The sequence below is a fragment of the Agrobacterium sp. 22094 genome (assembly GCF_052046015.1).
Lineage (GTDB): Bacteria > Pseudomonadota > Alphaproteobacteria > Rhizobiales > Rhizobiaceae > Agrobacterium > Agrobacterium cavarae.
Genome location: NZ_JBQEPX010000001.1, coordinates 1,060,872 through 1,082,866, shown reverse-complemented (window position 1 = coordinate 1,082,866; position 21,995 = coordinate 1,060,872). Strand labels below are relative to the sequence as shown.

At 57.1% G+C, this 21,995-nt stretch carries 21 protein-coding genes; 9 read left to right on the top strand and 12 right to left on the bottom strand.

From position 1 onward, the window contains the following. Position 1: 1 nt before the first annotated feature. Both ACTJK5_RS05115 and ACTJK5_RS05110 read left to right on the top strand, forming a co-directional pair. On the top strand, positions 2-3,430 hold the full coding sequence (locus ACTJK5_RS05115; RefSeq protein WP_440611944.1) for a CheR family methyltransferase: 3,429 nt from the start codon (positions 2-4) through the stop codon (positions 3,428-3,430). Next, a complete protein-coding gene (locus ACTJK5_RS05110) occupies positions 3,402-3,797 on the top strand; it encodes a response regulator (protein ID WP_062598408.1) in 396 nt (131 codons plus the stop codon). The genes ACTJK5_RS05115 and ACTJK5_RS05110 overlap by 29 nt, the downstream gene beginning before the upstream one ends. 177 nt (positions 3,798-3,974) lie before the next feature. On the opposite strand, the gene ACTJK5_RS05105 is transcribed toward ACTJK5_RS05110, so the two are convergent. The 3 genes from ACTJK5_RS05105 to ACTJK5_RS05095 form a co-directional block, all read right to left on the bottom strand. Further along, positions 3,975-4,343: a hypothetical protein gene (locus tag ACTJK5_RS05105; RefSeq protein ID WP_440611943.1), complete on the bottom strand. Its 369-nt coding sequence runs from the start codon at positions 4,341-4,343 to the stop codon at positions 3,975-3,977. A gap of 657 nt (positions 4,344-5,000) precedes the next feature. Then, complete coding sequence (locus tag ACTJK5_RS05100; protein ID WP_440611942.1) at positions 5,001-5,249, bottom strand: hypothetical protein; 249 nt, start codon at positions 5,247-5,249, stop codon at positions 5,001-5,003. A gap of 44 nt (positions 5,250-5,293) precedes the next feature. Then, complete coding sequence (locus tag ACTJK5_RS05095; protein ID WP_440611941.1) at positions 5,294-5,560, bottom strand: hypothetical protein; 267 nt, start codon at positions 5,558-5,560, stop codon at positions 5,294-5,296. A gap of 269 nt (positions 5,561-5,829) precedes the next feature. Between ACTJK5_RS05095 and ACTJK5_RS05090 the strand changes: the two genes are divergently transcribed. Both ACTJK5_RS05090 and ACTJK5_RS05085 read left to right on the top strand, forming a co-directional pair. Then, complete coding sequence (locus ACTJK5_RS05090) at positions 5,830-7,290, top strand: D-alanyl-D-alanine carboxypeptidase (RefSeq protein ID WP_113265775.1); 1,461 nt, start codon at positions 5,830-5,832, stop codon at positions 7,288-7,290. Positions 7,291-7,380: 90 nt separating this feature from the next. Then, on the top strand, positions 7,381-7,641 hold the full coding sequence (locus tag ACTJK5_RS05085) for a hypothetical protein (protein WP_062427349.1): 261 nt from the start codon (positions 7,381-7,383) through the stop codon (positions 7,639-7,641). A 128-nt stretch (positions 7,642-7,769) separates the two neighbouring features. On the opposite strand, the gene gyrA is transcribed toward ACTJK5_RS05085, so the two are convergent. After that, positions 7,770-10,571, bottom strand: coding sequence for a DNA gyrase subunit A (gyrA, locus tag ACTJK5_RS05080; RefSeq protein WP_111850733.1), 2,802 nt, complete (start codon positions 10,569-10,571; stop codon positions 7,770-7,772). Between the two features lie 254 nt (positions 10,572-10,825). Between gyrA and ACTJK5_RS05075 the strand changes: the two genes are divergently transcribed. Together ACTJK5_RS05075 and ACTJK5_RS05070 are read left to right on the top strand one after the other, a co-directional pair. Then, a complete protein-coding gene (locus ACTJK5_RS05075) occupies positions 10,826-11,455 on the top strand; it encodes a MarC family protein (protein WP_062437434.1) in 630 nt (209 codons plus the stop codon). Between the two features lie 82 nt (positions 11,456-11,537). Further along, positions 11,538-12,719 carry a CBS domain-containing protein gene (locus tag ACTJK5_RS05070; protein ID WP_112358320.1) on the top strand — a complete coding sequence of 394 codons (1,182 nt, stop codon included), beginning with the start codon at positions 11,538-11,540 and terminating at the stop codon, positions 12,717-12,719. A 5-nt stretch (positions 12,720-12,724) separates the two neighbouring features. Here the strand turns inward: ACTJK5_RS05070 and ACTJK5_RS05065 are convergent, their stop codons facing one another. After that, positions 12,725-13,927, bottom strand: coding sequence for a D-Ala-D-Ala carboxypeptidase family metallohydrolase (locus ACTJK5_RS05065; RefSeq protein ID WP_440611940.1), 1,203 nt, complete (start codon positions 13,925-13,927; stop codon positions 12,725-12,727). Positions 13,928-14,078: 151 nt separating this feature from the next. Then, positions 14,079-14,519 carry a lactoylglutathione lyase gene (gene gloA / locus ACTJK5_RS05060; protein ID WP_113265771.1) on the bottom strand — a complete coding sequence of 147 codons (441 nt, stop codon included), beginning with the start codon at positions 14,517-14,519 and terminating at the stop codon, positions 14,079-14,081. A 229-nt stretch (positions 14,520-14,748) separates the two neighbouring features. Between gloA and ACTJK5_RS05055 the strand changes: the two genes are divergently transcribed. Both ACTJK5_RS05055 and ACTJK5_RS05050 read left to right on the top strand, forming a co-directional pair. Further along, entirely contained in the window at positions 14,749-15,327 is a 579-nt protein-coding gene (locus ACTJK5_RS05055; RefSeq protein WP_062427356.1) for a cold-shock protein, read from the top strand. Beyond that, complete coding sequence (locus tag ACTJK5_RS05050; RefSeq protein WP_116493756.1) at positions 15,327-15,800, top strand: DUF192 domain-containing protein; 474 nt, start codon at positions 15,327-15,329, stop codon at positions 15,798-15,800. Before ACTJK5_RS05055 ends, ACTJK5_RS05050 begins: the two co-directional genes overlap by 1 nt. A gap of 132 nt (positions 15,801-15,932) precedes the next feature. Here ACTJK5_RS05050 and ACTJK5_RS05045 read toward each other — a convergent pair whose 3' ends face one another. Continuing rightward, positions 15,933-16,181, bottom strand: coding sequence for a BON domain-containing protein (locus ACTJK5_RS05045; RefSeq protein WP_062427358.1), 249 nt, complete (start codon positions 16,179-16,181; stop codon positions 15,933-15,935). Positions 16,182-16,370: 189 nt separating this feature from the next. On the opposite strand from ACTJK5_RS05045, the gene ACTJK5_RS05040 reads away from it, so the two are divergent. Beyond that, on the top strand, positions 16,371-16,640 hold the full coding sequence (locus ACTJK5_RS05040) for a DUF982 domain-containing protein (protein WP_111850728.1): 270 nt from the start codon (positions 16,371-16,373) through the stop codon (positions 16,638-16,640). A 51-nt stretch (positions 16,641-16,691) separates the two neighbouring features. On the opposite strand, the gene ACTJK5_RS05035 is transcribed toward ACTJK5_RS05040, so the two are convergent. The 5 genes from ACTJK5_RS05035 to clpS form a co-directional block, all read right to left on the bottom strand. Then, a complete protein-coding gene (locus ACTJK5_RS05035; RefSeq protein WP_440612562.1) occupies positions 16,692-17,642 on the bottom strand; it encodes a phosphatase PAP2 family protein in 951 nt (316 codons plus the stop codon). A gap of 59 nt (positions 17,643-17,701) precedes the next feature. Beyond that, the gene (locus tag ACTJK5_RS05030) at positions 17,702-18,043 is read right to left on the bottom strand and encodes an AzlD domain-containing protein (protein ID WP_335322477.1); all 342 of its coding nucleotides are present in this window, start codon (positions 18,041-18,043) and stop codon (positions 17,702-17,704) included. Next, on the bottom strand, positions 18,040-18,795 hold the full coding sequence (locus ACTJK5_RS05025) for an AzlC family ABC transporter permease (protein WP_062427362.1): 756 nt from the start codon (positions 18,793-18,795) through the stop codon (positions 18,040-18,042). Before ACTJK5_RS05025 ends, ACTJK5_RS05030 begins: the two co-directional genes overlap by 4 nt. Before the next feature lie 300 nt (positions 18,796-19,095). Continuing rightward, positions 19,096-21,594 carry an ATP-dependent Clp protease ATP-binding subunit ClpA gene (gene clpA, locus ACTJK5_RS05020; protein WP_335322475.1) on the bottom strand — a complete coding sequence of 833 codons (2,499 nt, stop codon included), beginning with the start codon at positions 21,592-21,594 and terminating at the stop codon, positions 19,096-19,098. A gap of 10 nt (positions 21,595-21,604) precedes the next feature. Next, a complete protein-coding gene (gene clpS, locus ACTJK5_RS05015) occupies positions 21,605-21,958 on the bottom strand; it encodes an ATP-dependent Clp protease adapter ClpS (RefSeq protein WP_062427364.1) in 354 nt (117 codons plus the stop codon). Between the last annotated feature and the right edge of the window lie 37 nt (positions 21,959-21,995).

Sequence of the window (21,995 nt, the reverse complement as noted above, 5' to 3'; positions counted from 1 at the left end):
TTTGGACCAACGTGCAGAAGCCCAGGATGTGCCCGTCGTCGGCATCGGATCATCTGCAGGAGGACTGGAGGCTCTTCGCGAGATGTTCAGCTCTGCTGAAGTCCCGACCGGCCTCGCCTTTGTCGTCGTGCAGCATCTCGATCCGCACCATGAAAGCATGCTGGCAGAATTGATCGGAAGGCACACGGCACTTTCCGTGAAACAATGTCAGGGCGGAGAGCGTATCCAGCCGGACACCGTCTTTATCATTCCGCCGGGACACGGTCTGTCGATTTCCAACGGAACGCTCGAGCTGACGAATTTCGCTCAGCCCCGCGGATTGCGTCGCCCGATCGACGACTTTTTCGTCTCGCTTGCCAATGACCAGAACGGCAATGCCGCCTGCGTCATTCTGTCCGGCACGGGCGCGGACGGCTCCACAGGTCTTCGCGCGGTCAAGGAAAATGGCGGCCTGTGCGTCGCCCAGGAGCCGGAAACGGCAAAATATGACGGCATGCCGCTTGCTGCCGCTGGCACCGGCCTCGTGGATTTCATCCAGCCGCCTGACAAGATTCTTGCCTGCATCGCCGGCTTCTTCTTCCGGCGCACAAAGGTGCTTGCCGATGAGCAGCCTTCGCTGGTCGAGGATCATATAGACGAGTTGTGCAAGACGCTGAGAAGCTCAGTCGGGCACGATTTTTCCGGCTACAAGAAGACCACCTTCGTTCGCCGTATCGAACGCAGAATGCATGTTCTCGGCATCGAACGCGCGAGGGAATATCTACACCGGCTGCAACGCGATCAGGATGAATGCGAAGCGCTGTTTCGCGATCTGCTGATCAACGTCACGCGATTTTTCCGCGACCGGGAGTTTTTCGACGTTCTGCGCGATCGGGCGATCCGGCCTCTCCTCCAAAGCCAGGAAGCACGCGACGGAGGCGTGCGCGTCTGGGTGCCCGGCTGTTCGAGTGGCGAAGAGGCCTATTCCATCGCCATGCTGTTTGCCGAAGCAGCCCGCGAGTTACAGATTCTATGCGATGTCCAAATCTTCGCGACCGATATCGATGAGAGCATGCTGCAGATCGCCCGGTCTGGCTCTTATCCGAATGCCGCACTGGCCGACATTCCAGCCGCGTTGCACGAGCGCTACATTATTCCGCACAAGGACCGCTTCAACTTCGTCGGCCAGATTCGGGACATGATCCGTTTCTCCGGTCACAGCCTTGTAAAGGATCCGCCCTTTTCGAAGATCGACCTGATCTCCTGCCGCAACCTGCTCATTTATTTTGATGACAAGCTGCAGAAGACGATCATGCCGCTCTTCCACTATGCGTTGCGACCGGGCGGGTTTCTCTTCCTTGGTCCCTCCGAAAGCGTTGGTCGGTTCGAGACGGTTTTCGCTAGCATCGACCAGAAGGCGCGGCTTTTCGAAAGACTGCCGGGTCTTCCGACTTATCCCATTCCGCTTCCCGGAGGACGCCAGGATCAGGGTCGCCGACCGGGCGGCTCCGATGTTCAGCATGACGCAGCCAGAAGCGACGACGAAACCGTCGTGTCGCGTCTGCTTGAAAGATACGTGCCTGCCAGCATGCTTCTGGACCAGGAGGGTCAGATCATGGCAGCCTTCGGCAAGCTGAGCCGCTTTTTCGATTTTCCGGTGTCCCGCTCCAACGAGACCAGCGCTGCCTCGCTTGCCCGTCCCGGAGTCAAGGAGCAGATCGGACCTCTGCTGCGTCAAGCCCATTCAGCGAAGAAGCGTGTCATATCCAGCAAGGTTGAGGTCATCACAGAATTTGGCTCGCTGACGACAGACATCATCTGTGATCCGGTGGACGACGACAGGTTCCTCCTGGTGTTTCAGGATGCCGGGCAGTTCACGCCGCTGGAAGAAAGCGACCTTATCAGCCTTGAACCAAGCAACGGGCATGTCGAAGCCCTCGAGCGCGAATTGCGTTCGGCCAAGCATCGCCTTCGCTCCGCAACCGAAGAGCTTGAGACAGCCAATGAGGAACTGAAGAGCTCCAACGAAGAAATGATGTCGATGAACGAAGAGCTTCAGTCGACGAACGAAGAGCTCACCACGGTCAATGACGAGCTGAAAAACAAGATCGAGCAGCTGACGATCGCCAATACCGATCTTCGTAACTTCTTCGATTCCACCAACCTCGCCATCATCGTTTTGGACCGAAACCTGCGTGTGCGGTCCTTCACACGCGCGGCCACCGAAATCTTCCCGCTGCAGGCATCTGATCGCGGTCGCCCGATTTCGGATGTCACCACGCGCCTCTTGACCCCGGACTATCTCGATCATGTCCGTCATGTCATGGACGAAGGCGTGGATTACCAGGATACCGTCTGGCACGAAGAAACGCGAAAGACATTCACGCTCAGAATCCTGCCCTACAAAACCACGGATGGCACCATCACCGGCGCAACCATTGTCATGACCGACATCTCGCATGCGGTCAGCGTCGAAACCCAGTTGCAGCGAGAGCAGAACCGGCATGAGCTTGCCGTCGAAGCGGCAGGAATCGGCGTGTGGGAGTATCTGCCGGAACGGCAGGAGTTTCTTCTCGGTGGGTCCACAAGGGAGTTGCTGCAAGCACAGAGCGACCACCTCAGCAAGCAAGATTTCCTTGCGAAAATCCGGCAAGATGATCGGATCCAGGTGCTCGAAGCCCTCCAGCAAGCCGAAAAAGACCATGGCGGTTTCGACCTGACGACCGAACTTGCCTCCGCGCAAGGGTCTTGCTGGATCAAGGTGTTCGGACGTTATGTCGGCGATACGGATTCCCCGCGGATCATCGGTGTCACCGTCGATGTGACGGCCGAGTATCGGCTTGCCGAAACGCGCGAGCTGATGTTGAACGAGATGAATCACCGGGTGAAGAACCTCTTCGCCATGATCGGCGGCATTCTGCGCATGGCGGCACGAAAGCATGACACGGTGCAAAGCCTGGTTGCAGATGTCGAAGGCCGCATTCTGGCGCTGGGCAACGCCCATTCGCTTGCATCGAACCAGAAGCGCACTGGTCCGGTCGAGATTGCCGAACTGGTCAAGACAATCCTTGCACCCTATGAGCAGAAGGGCGGCATAAAAATCTCGCAAGGATCCCTACCGATTCCTGCAAAATGCATCACGCCGTTGACTCTCATCCTGCATGAATGGTCGACGAACGCGCTGAAATACGGAGCCCTCGGCCAAAGCCAGGGCAAGCTGAATGTGAGCTGGAACGAAGATAACGAAAATATTTATCTGCTATGGAACGAAACAATAGGAAAGCCCGTTGTAGCATTCGGGGAAAAAGGATTTGGGACTCTTCTGCTGTCAAGCGCCGCACGGCAATTGGGAGGCGCGATTGACACCAAGCTCGAAGGCTCCGAACTCCACCACATTCTGACTCTGCCACGTTCGGTATTAAATGACACGCAAATCGGTACTCATCGTTGAAGACGAAATCTTCGTTGCCCTGGACCTCCAAATGACCTTTGAAGAGGCTGGATGGGACGTCGCAGGGCCTTTTGCCAGCATCGAGCAATCATCGCTCTATCTCAAGGATCACACGCCAACCTGCGCAGTCCTCGATGTGCGCCTGATCGATGGCGAAGTGTTCCCCGTCGCAGACGTCCTGTCCGAACGCAATATCCCTTTCGTTTTCCATTCCGGCCATGCTGATGGCCGGCAACTGGCGCAACGTTACGAGGCTTCTGCTTTTTGCCAGAAACCATGCCTGCCTGGAAAACTCTTGAACGAGTTGGAGAAACTGTCGGACCGCGCTGATCCAAAGAGTTCTGAAGAAGTTCGAGCAAGCGCGTAAACCGTTCTCCTCCTGTCAGATCGATGCAAAAAAGCCGGCGTTTCAGCCGGCTTTTTCTTTGATAAATTCAAGGAATGTCGCGATCTTTCAGATTTGCTTCCTGCTCTTAGCTCTTTGCTTTATCGCAGGTCATTATCAAAAAACCGCAGCACAGTTTTGCGTGGACGATGCTTCAGGTCACTGGCAGACCCGGCAACTCTCCATATGCCAACCACCATCATAAGAGTTTGGCACCCGGCGATCTTCCAACCAGCAGCGGGGTGGCGGTGGTGGCGGAGGCTCGACGTAGCGCGGACCGCTGTCATTGGCGATAGCGCCGCTGATGATGCCACCAAGAAGACCGGCTGCAATGCCGCCGGCAATGACGGCGCCCGTATCATTATGGCGATGCCTGCGTGGAGGGTCGCGATATGGCGGAGGCGGAGGGCCGCGGCGTTCGTAGCGATAAGGCCCGTCGTAATATTGCGCGGAAGCCGTCTGAACGCTGGCGAACAGAGTTCCAGTCGTCAGCACAGCAGCAAGGATCGAAAGCATAACTTTCTTCATGGCAGAAATCTCCAGGTGAACTGGCACAGAAGCTTGCCAGTCAACGCAGGATCAATCTGCCATAGAAGCTCTGAACACGCGATGAATGCTGAAGCCCATAGCAAGACCTCTACCGACGCCGACAAAACATGTCCGGTCAATTCTTTTGAGGCAGCGTACCGATCTCCGGCGCATTGACCTTTCGCAGCGACTGCCGCCGCGCTAATCCAGTCATCGTTCCTCTTATTTCAGGGGAGCTCCCAAGTCCTGAGAGCCAATCAGGTAACACCTCGCCCCGCCTAGAAGGTGGGGCTTTTTTCTTCGCTGCCTTAAGCGAGGCGCCTGCCCGGATGGAAGCGCACCATCTTCTATGCGACGCGATCATTCAATGAAAATCTGTTTTCTATCGCAACTTTTTTGGCGGCCCCCCGTTATTTGGCTGAGACTCCCAGTCTCTAGTTCCCCTCTCGACTGACAACCCGCCTCGTGCGGGTTTCTTTTTGGGAAATAGGTCGCGCTTACTGACATTTTTTGGGCAAGCGTACCGATGAGCCGCGATATGACCTCGCAGGCGCCCTCTTTCAGCGTTAGCTTTCCACCATCGCTCCCGGGCATTGCCCAACTTTCCCCGAGCGAACAACCTGCCCCGCCAATTTGCGGGGCTTTTTTGTGCCCTCATCAGGGGGACGGTGCGACGACCCGCCAGTTTTGGTCCCGTAAAGGACGATCGCGACGGGACTCCTCGCCAAGAAGCTGGTCCAGCAGTTCGACAATGGCCGTCGGCATGTTGACGATCAGATCATCAACCATCTGGGTAAACCAATGATACCCATAGATGGCAAGCAGCGTCAGCACGAGCAGTAGAAGCCATGGCCAGAGCGGCTTGCGCGGCGGCTCACTTTTTTCACTCTGCGCGTCGAGACTCACATCGAACTCCTTGGGCAAGGTCTTCTATAAGGATGAAGATCAACTCAGGCCCTCCTGTCGCGAGGCTCGCCTCCGGGCGCGTAAGCTGTCTTCTGCTGAAAGCGAAAAATATTGCCGCACTGAGCACAACGGATCATGTAATCCGCCGGGTTCGTCGAAGGACGCTCTGCTCTGAAACCACGGGGCATTTCATCAATACGAAAATCCACGTGAGCAGAATCTTTTTCATCTATCTCAGACGCTTCGGCAAATCCGCTATGCCCGCAGCGCGAGCATTCGAGTTTCCGGGAGTATCGATCGCGAGAGGCCATTCTTCGTCCTTTGATTTCAGCATCAGGTAGCAGCGGCACGCGGGCGATTCAATAGTGACGCACACGCCTGACATTTCCCTTGGCTCTCGAGAGCGATCGCACGTGGCGCTAAGATTCTGAAAAGATTCACTCTGTTTGAAAAAGGCGAATGCCGGAAATGCCGCATTTTATGGTTCGCGAATACGATTCATAAACCACTTGGTAACGTCATTCACCTAAATTTCGAAACGTGAAATTGTCTGGCGGGGCGTGTCGGACGGATCTGTGGCATGCGATTGAAGAGTTCAACAGTGTTGAAAAAACTATCTGAGGCGCTTGGTCGCGCAGTAGGCGCGACCTCTTTTGTGAAGGCTCTGCTGTTTGCAGCAGCCGTGGCGACAACCACCGTTTCCGCTACGCAAGTGGCGAAGGCAGACCCGAAATATGCTGGCATCGTCATCGATGCCAAAACGGGTAAGGTGCTCTACGGTGAAGATCCTGATGGCCTGCGCTATCCCGCTTCGTTGACGAAGATGATGACGCTTTACCTCACTTTCGAAGCGTTGAGCGCCGGGCGCATCACCCTCGACTCCAAAGTTCCGGTTTCGGCGAACGCCGCCAAGGAGCCTCCGTCCAAGCTTGGCGTGCGCGCCGGTGGTTCAGTCACCGTCGAACAGGCCATTCTCGCCCTCGTCACCCGTTCCGCCAACGATATGGCAACGGCACTCGGTGAGCATCTGGGCGGTTCGGAAGAGCGTTTCGCACGGATGATGACGGCAAAGGCTCGTGCTCTTGGCATGACACGCACCACCTATCGCAATGCCAACGGCCTTCCCAATACCGCGCAGATGACGACGGCCCGCGATCAAGCTCGTCTTGGCGTCGCGCTGCGCCAGCACTTCCCGCAATATTATGGTTACTTCAATACCCGCACCTTCACCTTCGGTAAGCAGGTGATCGGCAACCACAATCGTTTGGTCGGTACGGTTCGCGGCGTTGATGGCATCAAGACCGGTTACACCCGTGCGGCCGGTAGCAACCTCGCAACCTCGGCGCAGCTCGATGGCCGCTCTATCGTTGCTGTCGTTCTCGGTGGCCGTTCGAGCGCCGCTCGTGACGCCACCATGCGCAAGCTGGTTGCGGAATATCTGCCGAAAGCCTCGCGTGGCGGAAACAGCAACCTGATTGCAGCAACGCCTTCGGCGCCGATCGAAGAACCCGTCGCTGTCGTGGCCGCTACCACACCCACCTCCGGTCTTCCGAATGCCGGTCCTGTTCCGCAGCAGCGTTACGGCGACGAGGCCCCGGTCTCCGCATTCGCGCCGGCGCAGGCCAATGCAGCTGTTGCTGCCATGGATGTCGCAACACGTCCGCGCGCTCCGGTAAAGCCTATTCCTCCCGTCAGCATGAAGCCGGATCGTTCCGTGGTGACCAACTCCACCAAGGTCGACAACATCGTGACCGCCTCCACGTCGCCGTCCAGCGCAGCCGCACCGTCTGCCGGCGCAGGTTGGGTGATCCAGATCGGCGCCTCCCCGGACGAGAATTCCGCGCGCAACCTGCTTCAGGCTGCGCAGGATAAGGGCGGCAATGCACTGCGTACCGCCAAGCCATTTACGGTCGCCTTCACCAAGGACGGCGCCCAGATGTACCGCGCCCGTTTCGGCGGCTTCAACGGTCAGAATGATGCAGTCAATGCATGCAATGCTCTGAAGAAGAAAGGTGTCAGCTGCTGGGCTTCGCTCCAGTAGGCCAACAGACTGTTCCAGGACAGGCCGTCGCGTTTTGTAAAACACGGCCTGCCCACTCCTCGAATTGTATTGAGTAGCGAGGCTTTACAGATGGCAATCAATGAAAACTACTTGGACATCGCCCCCAAAGGCAGAAGCCAGTCGGCGTCGGTGCTTCATCCAATCCACGAAGCGGCAATGAAAATTGCCGACATTGGGCTCAACAGATCCCGGCATAAGACCCGCGATCTGGTCAATCTTCTGCTTTGCCATGGCGCACGTGCCTGGCGCAGCAACCAGCCTGAGGCCAAGATCCATCTTCATATCGATGGACCATCCGGCCGGGCGCCTGTGCATCTCCGTCTTCGTTGAGAAACGGCGGCTCAACTCAAAAAGAAACCCTGCGAAACCTTCGTTTCGCAGGGTTTTTTCATTTACGGGTTCGATCCTAGAGCGACCGTTTGAAAAAGGATGTGGCGGCTGGCGCCACACCCCACAGCTTACTCGGCAGAACCGTCCGTGTCGGACGCAGGAGCCGCATCGCCACTGGTCAGATCCTCAGCGCCTTCGATCAGCGCCTCGACTTCATCTTCGCCTTCCGGCTCGTTGATGCGCTCGACGGAGACAACCTTCTCATCCTTGGCAGTGGAGAAGATGGTGACGCCCTTGGTCGCGCGGCTGGCGATACGAATACCGTTGACGGGTACGCGGATCAGCTGACCACCATCGGATACCAGCATGATCTGGTCGGTATCTTCGACGGGGAAGGCCGCAACAAGTGCGCCGATTTCCGTGGTCTTCGACGTATCGGTGGCGCGGATACCCTTGCCCCCACGTCCTGAAGTGCGGAAATCGTAGGACGACGAACGCTTGCCGTAACCCTTCTCGGAGACAGTCAGAACGAACTGCTCGCGGCTCTTGAGTTCCTGATAGCGGGCTTCGCTCAGTTCGCCCTCTTCCGTTACTTCTTCGCCCACAAGTGCGATGTCTTCTTCATCGACACCGGCGGCACGGCGCTCTGCTGCGGACCGCTTGAGATAGGCTGCGCGCTCCCAAGGCTCGGCATCACTGCTGCCGACAATGGTCATCGAAATGATCCGGTCGCCCTCACCCATATTGATGCCACGCACGCCGACGGAGTTGCGGCCTGCAAAGACGCGCACGTCGTCGACCGGGAAGCGGATGCACTGGCCAAGCGCTGTTGTCAGCAGCACGTCGTCACGGTCGGTACAGGTCTCGACGGAGAGGATTTCATCGCCCTCCTCGTCCAGCTTCATCGCAATCTTGCCGTTGCGGTTGACCTGAACGAAGTCGGAGAGCTTGTTGCGACGAACCGTTCCACGTGTGGTGGAGAACATCACGTCGAGCTTTTCCCACGTCGTCTCGTCTTCAGGCAGCGGCATGATCGTGGTGATGCGCTCACCTGCTTCCAGCGGAAGCATGTTGATCAGCGCCTTGCCCTTGGACTGCGGCGTGCCAATCGGCAGACGCCAGACCTTCTCCTTGTAGACGATGCCACGCGAGGAGAAGAACAGAACCGGCGTGTGGGTATTGGCAACGAAGAGCCGATTGACGAAGTCCTCGTCACGCGTTGCCATGCCGGAGCGACCCTTGCCGCCGCGACGCTGCGCCTTATAGGTCGTCAACGGCACGCGCTTGATGTAGCCCAGATGCGACACGGTCACGACCATGTCTTCACGGGCGATGAGGTCTTCATCGTCCATGTCCGGGCCGCCCTCGATGATCTCCGAGCGGCGCGGCGTGCCGAATTCTTCGCGGATGGCGGCAAGCTCGTCCTTGACGATCTGCTGGATGCGGATGCGCGAGGAAAGGATATCGAGATATTCGCTGATCTCGGCACCGATCTTGTTCAGCTCGTCACCGATTTCATCGCGTCCGAGAGCAGTCAGGCGTGCCAGACGCAGTTCAAGGATGGCGCGGGCCTGCTCTTCCGACAGATTATAGGTGCCGTCCTCGTTGATGCGGTGACGCGGATCGTCGATCAGCAGGATCAGGCTTTCCACTTCGGTCGCAGGCCAACGACGCGTCATCAGCTCTTCACGGGCAGAGGCTGGGTCCGGCGCCTGACGGATCACGCGAATGACTTCATCGATGTTGGCAACAGCGATGGCGAGACCCACCAACACATGCGCACGATCGCGCGCCTTGCGAAGCAGGTACTTGGTGCGGCGGCTGACGACATCTTCACGGAAAGAGACGAAGGCACGCAGCATGTCGAGCAGCGTCATCTGCTCCGGCTTGCCGCCGTTCAGTGCCACCATGTTGCAGCCAAAGGAGGTCTGCAGCGGCGTGTAGCGATAAAGCTGGTTGAGGATCACTTCCGCATTGGCATCACGCTTCAGTTCAACGACGACGCGGTAGCCCTGACGGTCGGATTCGTCGCGCAGGTCGGAAATGCCTTCGATGCGCTTTTCCTTGACCAGCTCGGCCATCTTCTCGATCATCGACGCCTTGTTCACCTGGAAGGGAACTTCGGTGATGATGATCTGCTCGCGGTCGCCACGCATCGGCTCGATGGTGGCGCGTCCGCGCATGATGACGGAGCCACGACCGGTCTCGTAGGCCGAGCGAATGCCGGAGCGGCCCATGATGAACGCGCCAGTCGGGAAGTCCGGGCCTGGAATGATCTGCATCAGTTCCGGCAATTCGATTTCCGGCCTGTCGATCAGCGCGATGCAGCCCTCGATCACCTCGGAAAGGTTATGTGGTGGAATGTTCGTCGCCATGCCGACAGCAATGCCGCCTGCCCCGTTGACCAGAAGGTTCGGGAACTTCGCAGGCACCACGACTGGCTCATGCAAGGTGCCGTCATAGTTCTCGCGGAAATCGACGGTTTCCTTGTCCAGATCGTCGAGCAGGGAATGCGCGGCCTTCTGCAGGCGGCATTCGGTGTAGCGTTCGGCTGCCGGCGGATCGCCATCGATCGAGCCGAAGTTACCCTGACCGTCGATCAGCGGCAGGCGCAAGGACCAATCCTGCGCCATACGTGCCAAGGCATCATAAATCGCAGCGTTACCGTGCGGATGGTATTTACCCATCACGTCACCGGTGACACGGGCGCATTTGACGTATTTTTTATTCCAGTCGATGCCGAGTTCGGACATGCCATAAAGAATACGGCGATGAACTGGCTTCAACCCGTCACGGACATCCGGCAGCGCTCGCGAAACGATAACGCTCATGGCGTAATCGAGATACGACCGCTGCATTTCCTCCATGATGGAAATTGGTTCAATGCCTGGCGGAAGCTTTCCGCCGCCTGGGGGGCTCTGGTCAGTCAAAACGGATCACATTCTCTGTTAAGAATCGGATGGATTTTTATAGCGGAAACGGCGTCCGCACGCCAATTTCTGCGCCGGTTTTGAACAGTCTTTTACGTCATTTACAAGACGATACACAGTTTTCTGCAGGCGTCAGGGCAAAAGCCGGAGCACGGGGTTCCAATAGTGCTCCCTCTTGCCTAACATCATCGCAAAACAGGTCGCCAGATACCTGTGAACGCCACCAACGGGGGCGGCATAAGAACGGGGACGGTATGGCAAGCGCAGAAATCTTTATCAATGCCCTGACGACGATGCTCGTCACGCTCGACCCTCCTGGACTGGCGCCGGTCTTTCTGGCGCTGACCATCGGCATGACCCGCGCTCAGCGCGGCCAGGTCGCCTTGCGCGGTTCGCTGATCGGTTTTGGCATTCTCGCCATGTTCGCGCTTTTCGGCGCGTCTATCCTCGAACTGCTTGGCATATCGCTTGGCGCGTTCCGGATATCCGGTGGCCTTTTGCTCTTCTGGATTTCCTTCGAGATGATTTTTGAGAAGCGTCAGGAGCGCAAGGAGAAGACGTCCGAAGTCGCGGTCACTCAGGATCACATCCAGAACATCGCCGTGTTTCCATTGGCATTGCCTCTCATCGCCGGTCCAGGCGCGATTTCTGCGACTGTGCTGATTTCCGGCACGATGGAGACGGGCTTCGATAAAGCTCTCTTCATATTGCTGCTTGCCTTCAGCATGCTGATCGTCTTCGCCGCACTACTTGCAGCCGATCGACTGGACCGCTTCCTGGGCAATACCGGCCGCGCCATTCTCACGCGCCTGCTCGGCGTGCTGCTCGCAGCGCTCTCCGTCCAGTTCGTGGTCGACGGCATAAAATCTGTCATGAACATGTGAGTCCTGAACACATCGACCCATGACAGGATTTTCATTCCCGCATAGAAGCCGCCTCTAAAGGCCATCTGTATTTGGAAAGACTATGAAAAACCTGTTGCGGTTCGTCGTGCCAGAGGCAACGCCCGTCAGCTACAAGGAGCGCTTACGCGCAGCCGCAGGCGCATGGATCGGCATTCTGGTCACAGGCCTGATCGGATACATCGCCATCGACGCGGGTCTGGCGCTGCCCGCCCTGATCGCGCCCATGGGCGCCTCGGCCGTCTTGCTCTTCGCCGTTCCCTCCAGCCCGCTTGCGCAGCCCTGGTCGATCCTTGGCGGAAACACCGTTGCCGCAGTCATCGGCGTCACCATCGGCCTTCTCGTGCCACAGCCTTTCCTTGCTGCCGCTTTGGCAATTGCCGTTTCGATCGCTGCGATGATCACCCTGCGATGCCTCCACCCGCCGAGCGGGGCCGTCGCGCTCACCGCCGTTCTGGGTGGTCCAGCGATCCACGACCTCGGCTATGGGTTCATTGTCTGGCCGGTGCTGGGCAATTCGGTGGCTCTCCTGGCGCTTGCGGTGGTCTATAACAATTTCACTGGACGGCCCTACCCCCATGCCATCCGTCCGCAAGCGGCAGGTCATGGAACGAAGGATCCAGCGCCCGTCGAGCGGATTGGCTTTTCCTCTGCCGACCTGGATGACGTGCTGAAGGAATTCGACCAGGTTCTCGACATCGACCGTGACGATCTCGAAACGATTCTGCGCCGCACTGAACTCCGCTCCTATCGTCGGCGCGCCACCCATCTCGACTGCGCCAATATCATGTCGCGCGACGTCATCGGTGTAGCGCCGGACGATTCGCTGAAGAACGCCTATAGCCTGATGCGCAACCACCATATCAAAGCGTTGCCGGTGACGAATGATGTGGCGGAAGTAGTGGGCATCGTCACGCAGACGGACTTTCTCGACAAGGCCACGTGGACCCATGGCCGTCCGCGCATCGGCTTCCTCCAAAGGCTGCGTCTGATTGCAACAGGCAAACAGGCACCCAACGATACGGTCAAGGATATCATGACGTCTCCGGTACAGACGATCTCGCCGACGACGGCAATCGAGGATGCCATCATTATCTTCGCCGAGCAGGGTCTGCACTACTTACCGGTCGTAGATGCCAATCAGAAGCTGACGGGGATTATTTCGCAATCGGATGTGCTGGTGGGAATGCTGGCCGACAAGGTAGCGTCGAACAGTGATACCGGTGCCTCTGACACAATTCGTTGACGGGGTCAGCTGCTGGTACCCGTCTTGCGGCACGGCCAGTTCCAGTCGCGGCTCTCACCAATGTCCATATGAACCGATTCCGTATGGCAATAGGTGCCGACGCCGCCTCTTCCGGGCAGAGATCGCAGATAGTCTGCAAGATCCCACTTGGACACACCCTTGATCTGTATGTCCACGGCCTCACAGGTGAAGTGCTTGGAGCCATGCGTCACGCCCTTGGGCGGGCGGTAGCCGGAGGTGATGATTGCTGGTTTGCGATAATGGGATTCAAGCTCCTTGATGCGATGCACCAACTCAGGCTTCAGGCAGCCTACGTTCACCTGGCTCGTCTGCAAGACGAGCCCATTGGGCGCGATGCGCGTCAATCCCGGCATGGAGACAAGTTTCATCAAGCCCGTCGGCTTATCGTCCTCGTCGTCCAAGTGGCTTTCATCAAAAGACGGAGCCGCCTTTCCGAGGGAGGCCACGGCGGGTTGTGCCATGCCACCCAGAGCCGCTGCAGCATCCTGTCCGGTCGTCCCGCGCTTTTTGGGAACGCCGGCAAATAAGGCTGCGGCCATTGGGATATTCTGCGGACCCTGCGACGGCTCTTCGTTGGTTGATGACTTGCCACTTGCAAGCGCGTTTGTGGGCGCGGGACTGGAAGCGCCTGGAACCGCGTTGGACGATTGATCTTGGGAGGGCTGGGGCACGGGTTCCGAAGGCGCGTGGCCTTGGGTAGAATAGACACTGTTCAACGCGGGCACGATCCGCCGCGTGGGAGCATAGGCAGGGACACTGTCCATATCCGCTTGGCCCGTTGACGTCGTGCCGCTGGAGAAAATGCTGTGAGATCCGGCGGCAACCCCGGTCGCCTGCATGGCATAGCCGCCATTCGGCTGGTCCGCACCGTTCCCTGCTGCCAGCACTTGCGGGGCCTGTGGCGCCCCGCTTGGCATGGTGTTGGCTGCCGACTTGCCGTTAGCCGCCGATACCATTCTCGGATCGACATAGCCCGGCTGAGGGGGTTGCACGCCATTAGGCGCCGCGGCCTGGGTTTTAGCCCCATCGGCGCCCTCCCCATCCGCGAGCGCTGCGGGATCGAGAACGGCTGCCACATCCTTGCCCTCGGGCTTTGCTGAAACGCAGCCAGAAAGCATCAGAAGCGCAAAAACGATTGATGACGCGGCCGCTGCTGCGTCGCGCGATCGTCGTCGCTGCTGACCCATCTCTATCTTCAAAAGGAAAAACCTCCGCGTCTTGCGCCTCGACTGCACCAGAAACCGTAAGTTCGAGCAAAGCACAGCGCCGAGCCCGAAACATGAGCGGCTCATGGGGCGATCAAGACGAAGCGCGGAGAACGCGCTTAAGCCTAAGGCCTTACCAGGAGCCGGTATTTTCCATAGATATCCACGGCTCGGCTGGTGCCAGGCTTGCGCCCTTCTGCAATATCTCGATGGAGATGCCATCGGGCGAGCGAACGAACGCCATATGCCCGTCACGCGGCGGACGATTGATGGTCACGCCAGCGGCCTGCAGCTTGGCGCAGATCTCGTAGATATCGTCCACCTCATAGGCCAGATGGCCGAAGTTGCGTCCGCCCGTGTAATCTTCGCTATCCCAGTTATAGGTCAGCTCAAGAGCAGGCGCCTTGTTTTCCGTCGCCGCCTTGACGTCGTCGCGCGCAGCGAGGAACACGAGCGTAAACCGCCCCTTCTCGTTTTCGATGCGGCGGATCTCCTGCAAGCCGAAAATATCAGAATAGAATTCGAGCGACGCCTTCAGGTCTTTGACCCGAACCATGGTGTGCAGATAACGCATTATGTATTCCTCTCATGTGTAGCATTCGGCTTGAGCGCAGACTCTAAAGCCTTTGGCCCGAAGACGGAAACGTTTTAGACGATGCCAGTCAGCCTTGAGCAAGCCCTGATCATTAAAAACCGGTCTGGAAACTGAAAACTAAGACTTGCGTACAACCGTTACTGCAATGTTAATCTCTTAGTAGGGAATCAGTTGACCGGTAGTGGTGCGTATTGAGGGGCTGGGCAAAATGGCTGATAGAATGTCGTCGAAGAGCATCGCCGAATTCGAAGATTTTTCTGGCGATGCCGTTGACCTGATCGAGATCACCGGCATCGTTAAATGGTTCGACGTGGCAAAAGGTTTCGGGTTCATCGTGCCGGATAACGGCATGCAGGACGTTCTTCTGCACGTCTCCTGCCTGCGCCGCGACGGCTACCAGACCATTCTGGAAGGCACGCGGATCGTTGCACTCATTCAGCGTCGCGACCGGGGCTATCAGGCCTTCCGCATTCTGTCGATGGATCAGTCGACAGCCGTTCACCCATCGCAGATGCCGCCGGTGCGTACCCATGTTCAGGTAACGCCTCACAGTGGCTTGGAGCGCGCCATCGTCAAGTGGTTCAACCGAACCAAGGGCTTCGGCTTCCTGACGCGCGGCGAAGGCACGGAAGACATCTTCATTCACATGGAAACGCTGCGCCGCTTCGGCCTTGCGGAACTCCGCCCGGGTCAGGTCGTTCTGGTTCGCTATGGTGACGGCGACAAGGGCTTGATGGCCGCTGAGGTGCATCCCGACAATCCAGCTAGAATTGGAATGGCGCACTGATGAACCGCTTTGACATTCGTACCGTCGCAAGCGCCTTCGTGGCGCTTCTCTTTTTTGTGGCGTCTCACGCAGGCGCTGTGGCTCAGGAAACGTTTCCCAGCGAGAAGCTCGAAATCGTTAGCACCTCAGGCAAAACACACGCATTTACTGTGGAAGTGGCAAGCAGCGACGGTCAGCGTCAGCAGGGGCTGATGTTTCGCAAATCCATGGGCGACGACCGAGGGATGCTGTTCGATTTCAAAGAGGACAGAGATGTGATGATGTGGATGAAGAATACCTTCATCCCTCTCGATATGCTCTTTATTTCCAAGGCTGGGAAAATCACGCACATCCACCCGGATGCGGTGCCTCATTCCGAGGACATCATCAGTTCAAACGGACAGGTACGCTACGTTCTGGAATTGAATGGCGGCGCTGCAAAAAAGCTAGGATTGGCCGTCGGCGACGCGGTAAAGGCAGCGCAGATAAAATAGATCCTTCGGATCATCGCGCTGAGCGTTGTCACTCACTGTAGACAGGCTAGATTGGCCGAGAACATGCAATCAGCCCGCGTGAGCAGACATCGGCAAGATCAAGCCGGGCGCTTGAGGCCCGGCTCTTGATTCTCAGTAGACTGGCTCTACATGGCTAAGGATGCGGCAGTTCGAAATAGACGATGCCAGACTGATCGCTGTTTCGATCGCTTCGACGGAATCAGCAGTCCCCTGCAGGTAGATCACGTCGTTTTCAGCCGTTGCTGAGATGTTTGATTTCTCGAGGCCCGATTCGAAGGCCAGAGCAGATGTAATGGCCTGGCAAACGCCAGCCATGCGGTCGCCGAAAAAGCTTTCCTGAATTCCAGACAGATTGAACATAATCGGGCCTCCTTCATTTAGAGCAGTGTTAACGCGCGAACAGATTGTTTGTTCATCTCCGGTTCATGTGTTTGTTCATTTTCCATTCATCTTACAAAAAAGATACCCCTAATGTGTTCACTTTTTTCGTGATCAGGAACCGAAGCGTGAGGCTGGGGTTATTCGTGCGCGGTGAGAAAGGAGAATGCGATGCTTATTCACAACTCAGAACCTTGCCATCACGCACAGTGGTGCAAGCCTGTGGCAGTCCATCTGCCCATGTGCCCGGCCGTTGAAATATACAGCCCGCTCGTAGCGCTGGAGATGCTCACATATCGCTGGCCCGAGGAACACGGTCCGGAATACGAAGCAGCCAAAAAGCAATGCCTGGATGCGGTCGCAGGACGTTGCGATCTGGAAGCAGCCAGGGAAGCATTCATGCTCGCGAGCAGCCACGCGCATGTCTTGACCGTTCACTAAAGAATGGCAGGAAGACATCCAATTTGAGGGAGCGCCTTAAACGCTCCCTTTTTAGTTTGGCGCTTGCGTCTCAACGCCCAACGAAAGACGCCCGCTGCCATGGCCATTGGCTTCCATCCGATCAAGGAGCCAACGAGCAAACGGGCAGATCAGTGCGAAGGCGAGCGCTCCGCCAAAAACATCACAAAGGTGGTGACCGCCTTGGATCAGCACAGCCGGGATCATAATCAGATTGACGGTAATGGAAACCGCTATCAGGAGGCGATAACGGGGAACGAACCACACCGACATGGCCGCCATGAAAATGTGAAACGATGGAAATCCGATCAAGCCGAGGGCGGAGGCTGGACTGAGATAAGTTGGGCCTTCACCGCCGAGTTGGATCAACTCCTTGCCGTAGTCGGGCGTAACGGCGAGAGGAATAGCCTCAAGAACCCATCTGGGTAAATCTTGATAGGCACTTGGACCGAAAGTCGGAAAAAATATCCAGAACATGATGGCTGTGAGAGCGCCGAGCACGCCCGTGAGCAGGAAGTGGTGGAGCCGTCGATAGTTACCCTGGAAGCCCAAGATGATGATCGTCAGCAAAAGCTGCGGGAGCGACGTCGCGTATACGATGAAGAGTACCGTCCCGATGAACGGGAAGTGCGCTACCAGTTCTACAGCTCTGCGCCATTCATATCCAAACACGCTATCGATATGAATAAGGGCGTGGTCGATCGTCGGATATTGGATCGGCAGAAACATATAATTGAAAATGGAGCCGCAGGTGGAAAACAGGATGAACAAGCCTGCCGAAATCAGTGCGGCAGCCATCCTCTCCTCTCGCTTCCTCCATCGATAGATTTGGCCAAGACAGAGCAGTCCACCGCCGATTGCGAGTGACAGGCAGTAGCCGGCAATATCGGCACCAATGCCTTTCACCGCGACTAAAACGAGATCGACGGCAAACAGCGCGCATATGATCAAAAAGACAAAGCGTTCTGCCCTTAAGAAATACAAGCGAAAGATCCTTGCTGGAGATACCAAGCAAGATATTAGGGCGGCAGACTTAATATCCTCTATAGGCCAAGGATGAGGAGACCGCTTGCCAGGACAACGATCGGAACAATCACCCCGACAATGACACGCTGACCGCTTGCCAGAAACGCAATGAAGCCGATGACGGCAGCGGCGATCCTAAGCTCCATCGGCGAATGCGACAGCGCGCCCGTCGGGAAGACGATGAGTTTCGCTGTCACTGCCATCACCAGCGCTGTGGCAACTGCCCTCACCCAATGCAATGCCTCCGATTCTTCCTTCAGCTTGTTTCCTGCCACAACACCAAGCCATCGCCAGATATCGGTAGCGATCCAGCCAGCAAGCGCGATGAAAAGATAAGGTGCCCACCAGGCATCGGTCATGGCTCGCCCTCCGTCGACGATGGGACAATTTTGCGACGAAACCAGAAGCGGTCGATCAGATAGGCGAGTGTTCCTCCACCGATCCCGGCATAGAGAATATCGAACTCGGGCTCGATCAAGGCGAACAGTGGTCCGCCGATCACCCCGATGATAAAGGCCACCTTGACGACGGAGTGTCGCGCAGAGGCCCATATGGAAGAGATGAAGTAAACCGGCGTCAGGAAGAACAGGACGCCAGCGACAAGCGGCGGAAAGGCAGCAACCACGCCGTAGCAGATTGCGACGATTGCGGTATTGATAAGCGTGAGAGTGATGCCGAAACCTGCAAACCATGCGACACGCGCTTCGCGAGGCACCTTCGTTAGGTTCTGGGTTGCGTAGACCCACGCCGTTATCGCAACGAAGTGCGAGAGAAACAGCAGCAGCCATGTAGGGGTCTTCGCTGTCCGCATATCCGGCACGATAGATGCCACCATCGGCATCATTCGGATCGATGACAATGTCACCGCCAGAAAACAGGCGGCCATCCCTGCCCCGCTCACCATGGAGCCGATCAATATCATCTTGGCCGGCAAGGCCCAGATGGTCAGCGTCATGAACACGGCCTCGCCGCGCGTGACGCCGGACTCCAAAGCAAAGGCACTGAACCCGACAAAAGACGTCATCAGAATGAGAGAAGGAAGCGAGAATATTCCCATCATTCCCCTGGCAAACCAGAGAGGAAGAGAATGGGTGTCACCATGTGCAGACATCAGTCGTTCCGGAAGAATAGACAAATCGCTGGGGCCATGACCGAAGTACCAGACGCTTCGGCACAAGCCGACGCTTGTCTAGCACGCTTTTCGAAATCTGCGCGTCTAAAATGACGCAAAGGGATACCGCGCAAAAGCGTGCAGCCGCTTTATGATCACGACACGCTTAGAGCACCGGCCCAAAAGTCGAAATCAATACATCCTCGCGATCAAGCACGTAGCGCAGAGAGTTGGACAAAAGAAAAGGCGGCGGAGAGTGATCTCCGCCGCCATGTATCCGGGCGTTCTAGCGAACGCCTCTTACTTTTTCTTCGGAACCTTCGGAACGGTGTTGCCCTTGCGACGTGGCTTGGCATCCTCGTCCTTCTTGTCGGTCTCTGCCACCAAAACCTCAGCCTGTTCTTCAGCCTTTGAAGTCTTGGCTTTCGATTTGCCAGGAGACTTCGCGGCCTTCAGTTCGGCCTCCGGCTTTGGCTTGACGGGCGCCGTCTCAGGCAACACATCCAGCTTGAGGCCATCCGTGCGGTCTTCCTTCTTGTCGAGGCTGACACTGACGACGCCACCCTTCTTCAGCTTGCCGAAGAGGATCTCGTTCGCCAGTGGCTTCTTGATGTGTTCCTGGATGACACGACCAAGCGGACGAGCGCCCATCTTTTCATCATAGCCCTTCTCAGCCAGCCAAGCGACCGCATCGTCGTGCAGATCAAAGGTCACGTTACGCTCGGATAGCTGTGTTTCAAGCTGCATGACAAACTTCTGGACCACCTTGTGGATGACCGCAGTCGGCAGTGGCGAGAACGGAATGATCGCATCCAGACGGTTGCGGAATTCCGGGGTGAACAGGCGGTTCAATGCCTCTTCGTCTTCACCAGACCGCTTGGACGAACCAAAGCCGATCGCAGACTTCGCCATTTCAGAAGCGCCCGCATTGGTCGTCATGATCAGGATGACGTTGCGGAAGTCGATCTTCTTGCCGTTATGGTCGGTCAGCGAGCCATGATCCATGACCTGCAACAGAATGTTGTAGATGTCCGGATGGGCCTTTTCGATTTCGTCCAGCAGAACCACGGAATGCGGGTGCTGATCGACACCGTCTGTCAAAAGACCGCCCTGGTCGAAACCGACATAACCGGGAGGTGCACCGAGCAGGCGTGAGACCGTATGACGCTCCATATACTCGGACATGTCGAAGCGCAGCATTTCCACGCCCAGAGACGACGCAAGCTGCTTGGCGACCTCGGTCTTGCCGACGCCGGTTGGACCGGAGAAGACATAAGAACCGATGGGCTTGTTGGGTTCGCGAAGACCAGCACGCGCCAGTTTGATGGCCGTGGAGAGTGCTTCGATTGCCGTGTCCTGACCGTAGACCACCGAGCGCAGTTCCTGCTCGAGATTGGCAAGAACCATCTCGTCGTCCTTCGAGACCGTTTTTGGCGGAATGCGTGCCATGGTCGCGATCGTTACTTCGATTTCCTTCTCAGTGATCAGCTTGCGGCGCTTCGATGCCGGAAGAAGCATCTGAGCAGCCCCGGTCTCGTCGATCACGTCGATCGCCTTATCGGGAAGCTTGCGGTCGGAGATGTAGCGTGCCGACAGTTCCACGGCAGCCTTGATGGCGTCATTGGTGTAGCGAAGGTGGTGATATTCTTCGAAATAGGGCTTGAGGCCCTTCATGATCTCGATAGCATCATCGATGGATGGCTCGTTGACGTCGATCTTCTGGAAGCGACGCACAAGCGCGCGGTCCTTTTCGAAGAACTGCCGGTATTCCTTATAGGTTGTCGATCCGATGCAACGGATGGCGCCGGAAGACAAAGCAGGCTTCAGAAGGTTGGACGCATCCATGGCGCCGCCGGATGTTGCGCCTGCGCCAATCACCGTATGGATTTCGTCGATGAACAGCACGGCACCCGGATATTCTTCCAGTTCCTTGACGACCTGCTTCAGGCGTTCTTCAAAGTCACCGCGATAGCGCGTACCGGCCAGCAGCGTGCCCATGTCGAGCGAGAAGATCGTGTCGTTGATCAGCGCTTCAGGCACCTTGCCCTCGACGATGCGCTTTGCCAAACCTTCGGCGATCGCCGTCTTGCCAACGCCGGGATCGCCGACATAAAGCGGGTTGTTCTTCGAGCGGCGGCAAAGAACCTGAATGGTACGATTGACCTCTTCATGACGACCGATCAGCGGATCGATACGGCCGGTTCTGGCCTTGTCGTTGAGGTTGACGCAATAGGCTTTGAGCGCGTCCGGCTGCTTCTTGGCGCCAGCCGCATCCTCTTCCGCGCCACCATTGCGGGCAGCCTTCGGTTCATTCTCGCCCTCGTCCGCACCGCGCGGCGTACGGGTCTGGGAGGAGCCAGGACGCTTGCCGATACCGTGAGAAATGTAGTTCACCGCGTCGTAACGAGTCATTTCCTGCTCCTGCAGGAAGTAGGCGGCGTGGCTCTCGCGCTCGGCAAAGATCGCGACCAGCACATTGGCACCGGTCACTTCTTCGCGGCCGGACGACTGGACATGAATGACGGCGCGCTGAATGACGCGCTGAAAGCCGGACGTCGGCTTGGAATCCTCGTCATATCCTGTCACGAGATTGGAAAGTTCGTTATCGACATAGTCGATCACCGTCTTGCGCAACGTGTCGAGATCGACATTGCACGCGCCCATGACGGCCGCTGCGTCAACGTCGTCGAGCAGAGCGAGAAGCAGATGTTCGAGCGTCGCATATTCGTGGTGACGCTCATTGGCAAAGGTCAGTGCCTGGTGCAGCGCCTTCTCGAGACTTGGGGAAAAAGTTGGCACGTTGCGATCCTCATTTCTTTTCCATGACGCACTGTAGCGGATGCTGGTGCTGTCGGGCGAAATCCATGACCTGGCTTACTTTTGTCTCTGCGACCTCGTAAGTAAAGACCCCGCATTCACCGACACCATGCTGATGGACATGCAGCATGATACGAGTGGCGGCGTCCCTGTCCTTCTGGAAAAAACGCTCCAGAATATGAATGACGAACTCCATGGGAGTGTAATCGTCGTTCAGGAGAAGAACACGGTACAAATTCGGTCGTTTTGTCTTAGGCTTGGTGCGGGTGATAACAGACGTTCCGCGGTTCGTTCCGCCGTCCTCCCCTTCGCTGTCGCCTTGCATGTAGATCGACTTAACGATCATTTTTCATCATTCTCCAAAATCAAACTCGCAAGCAATG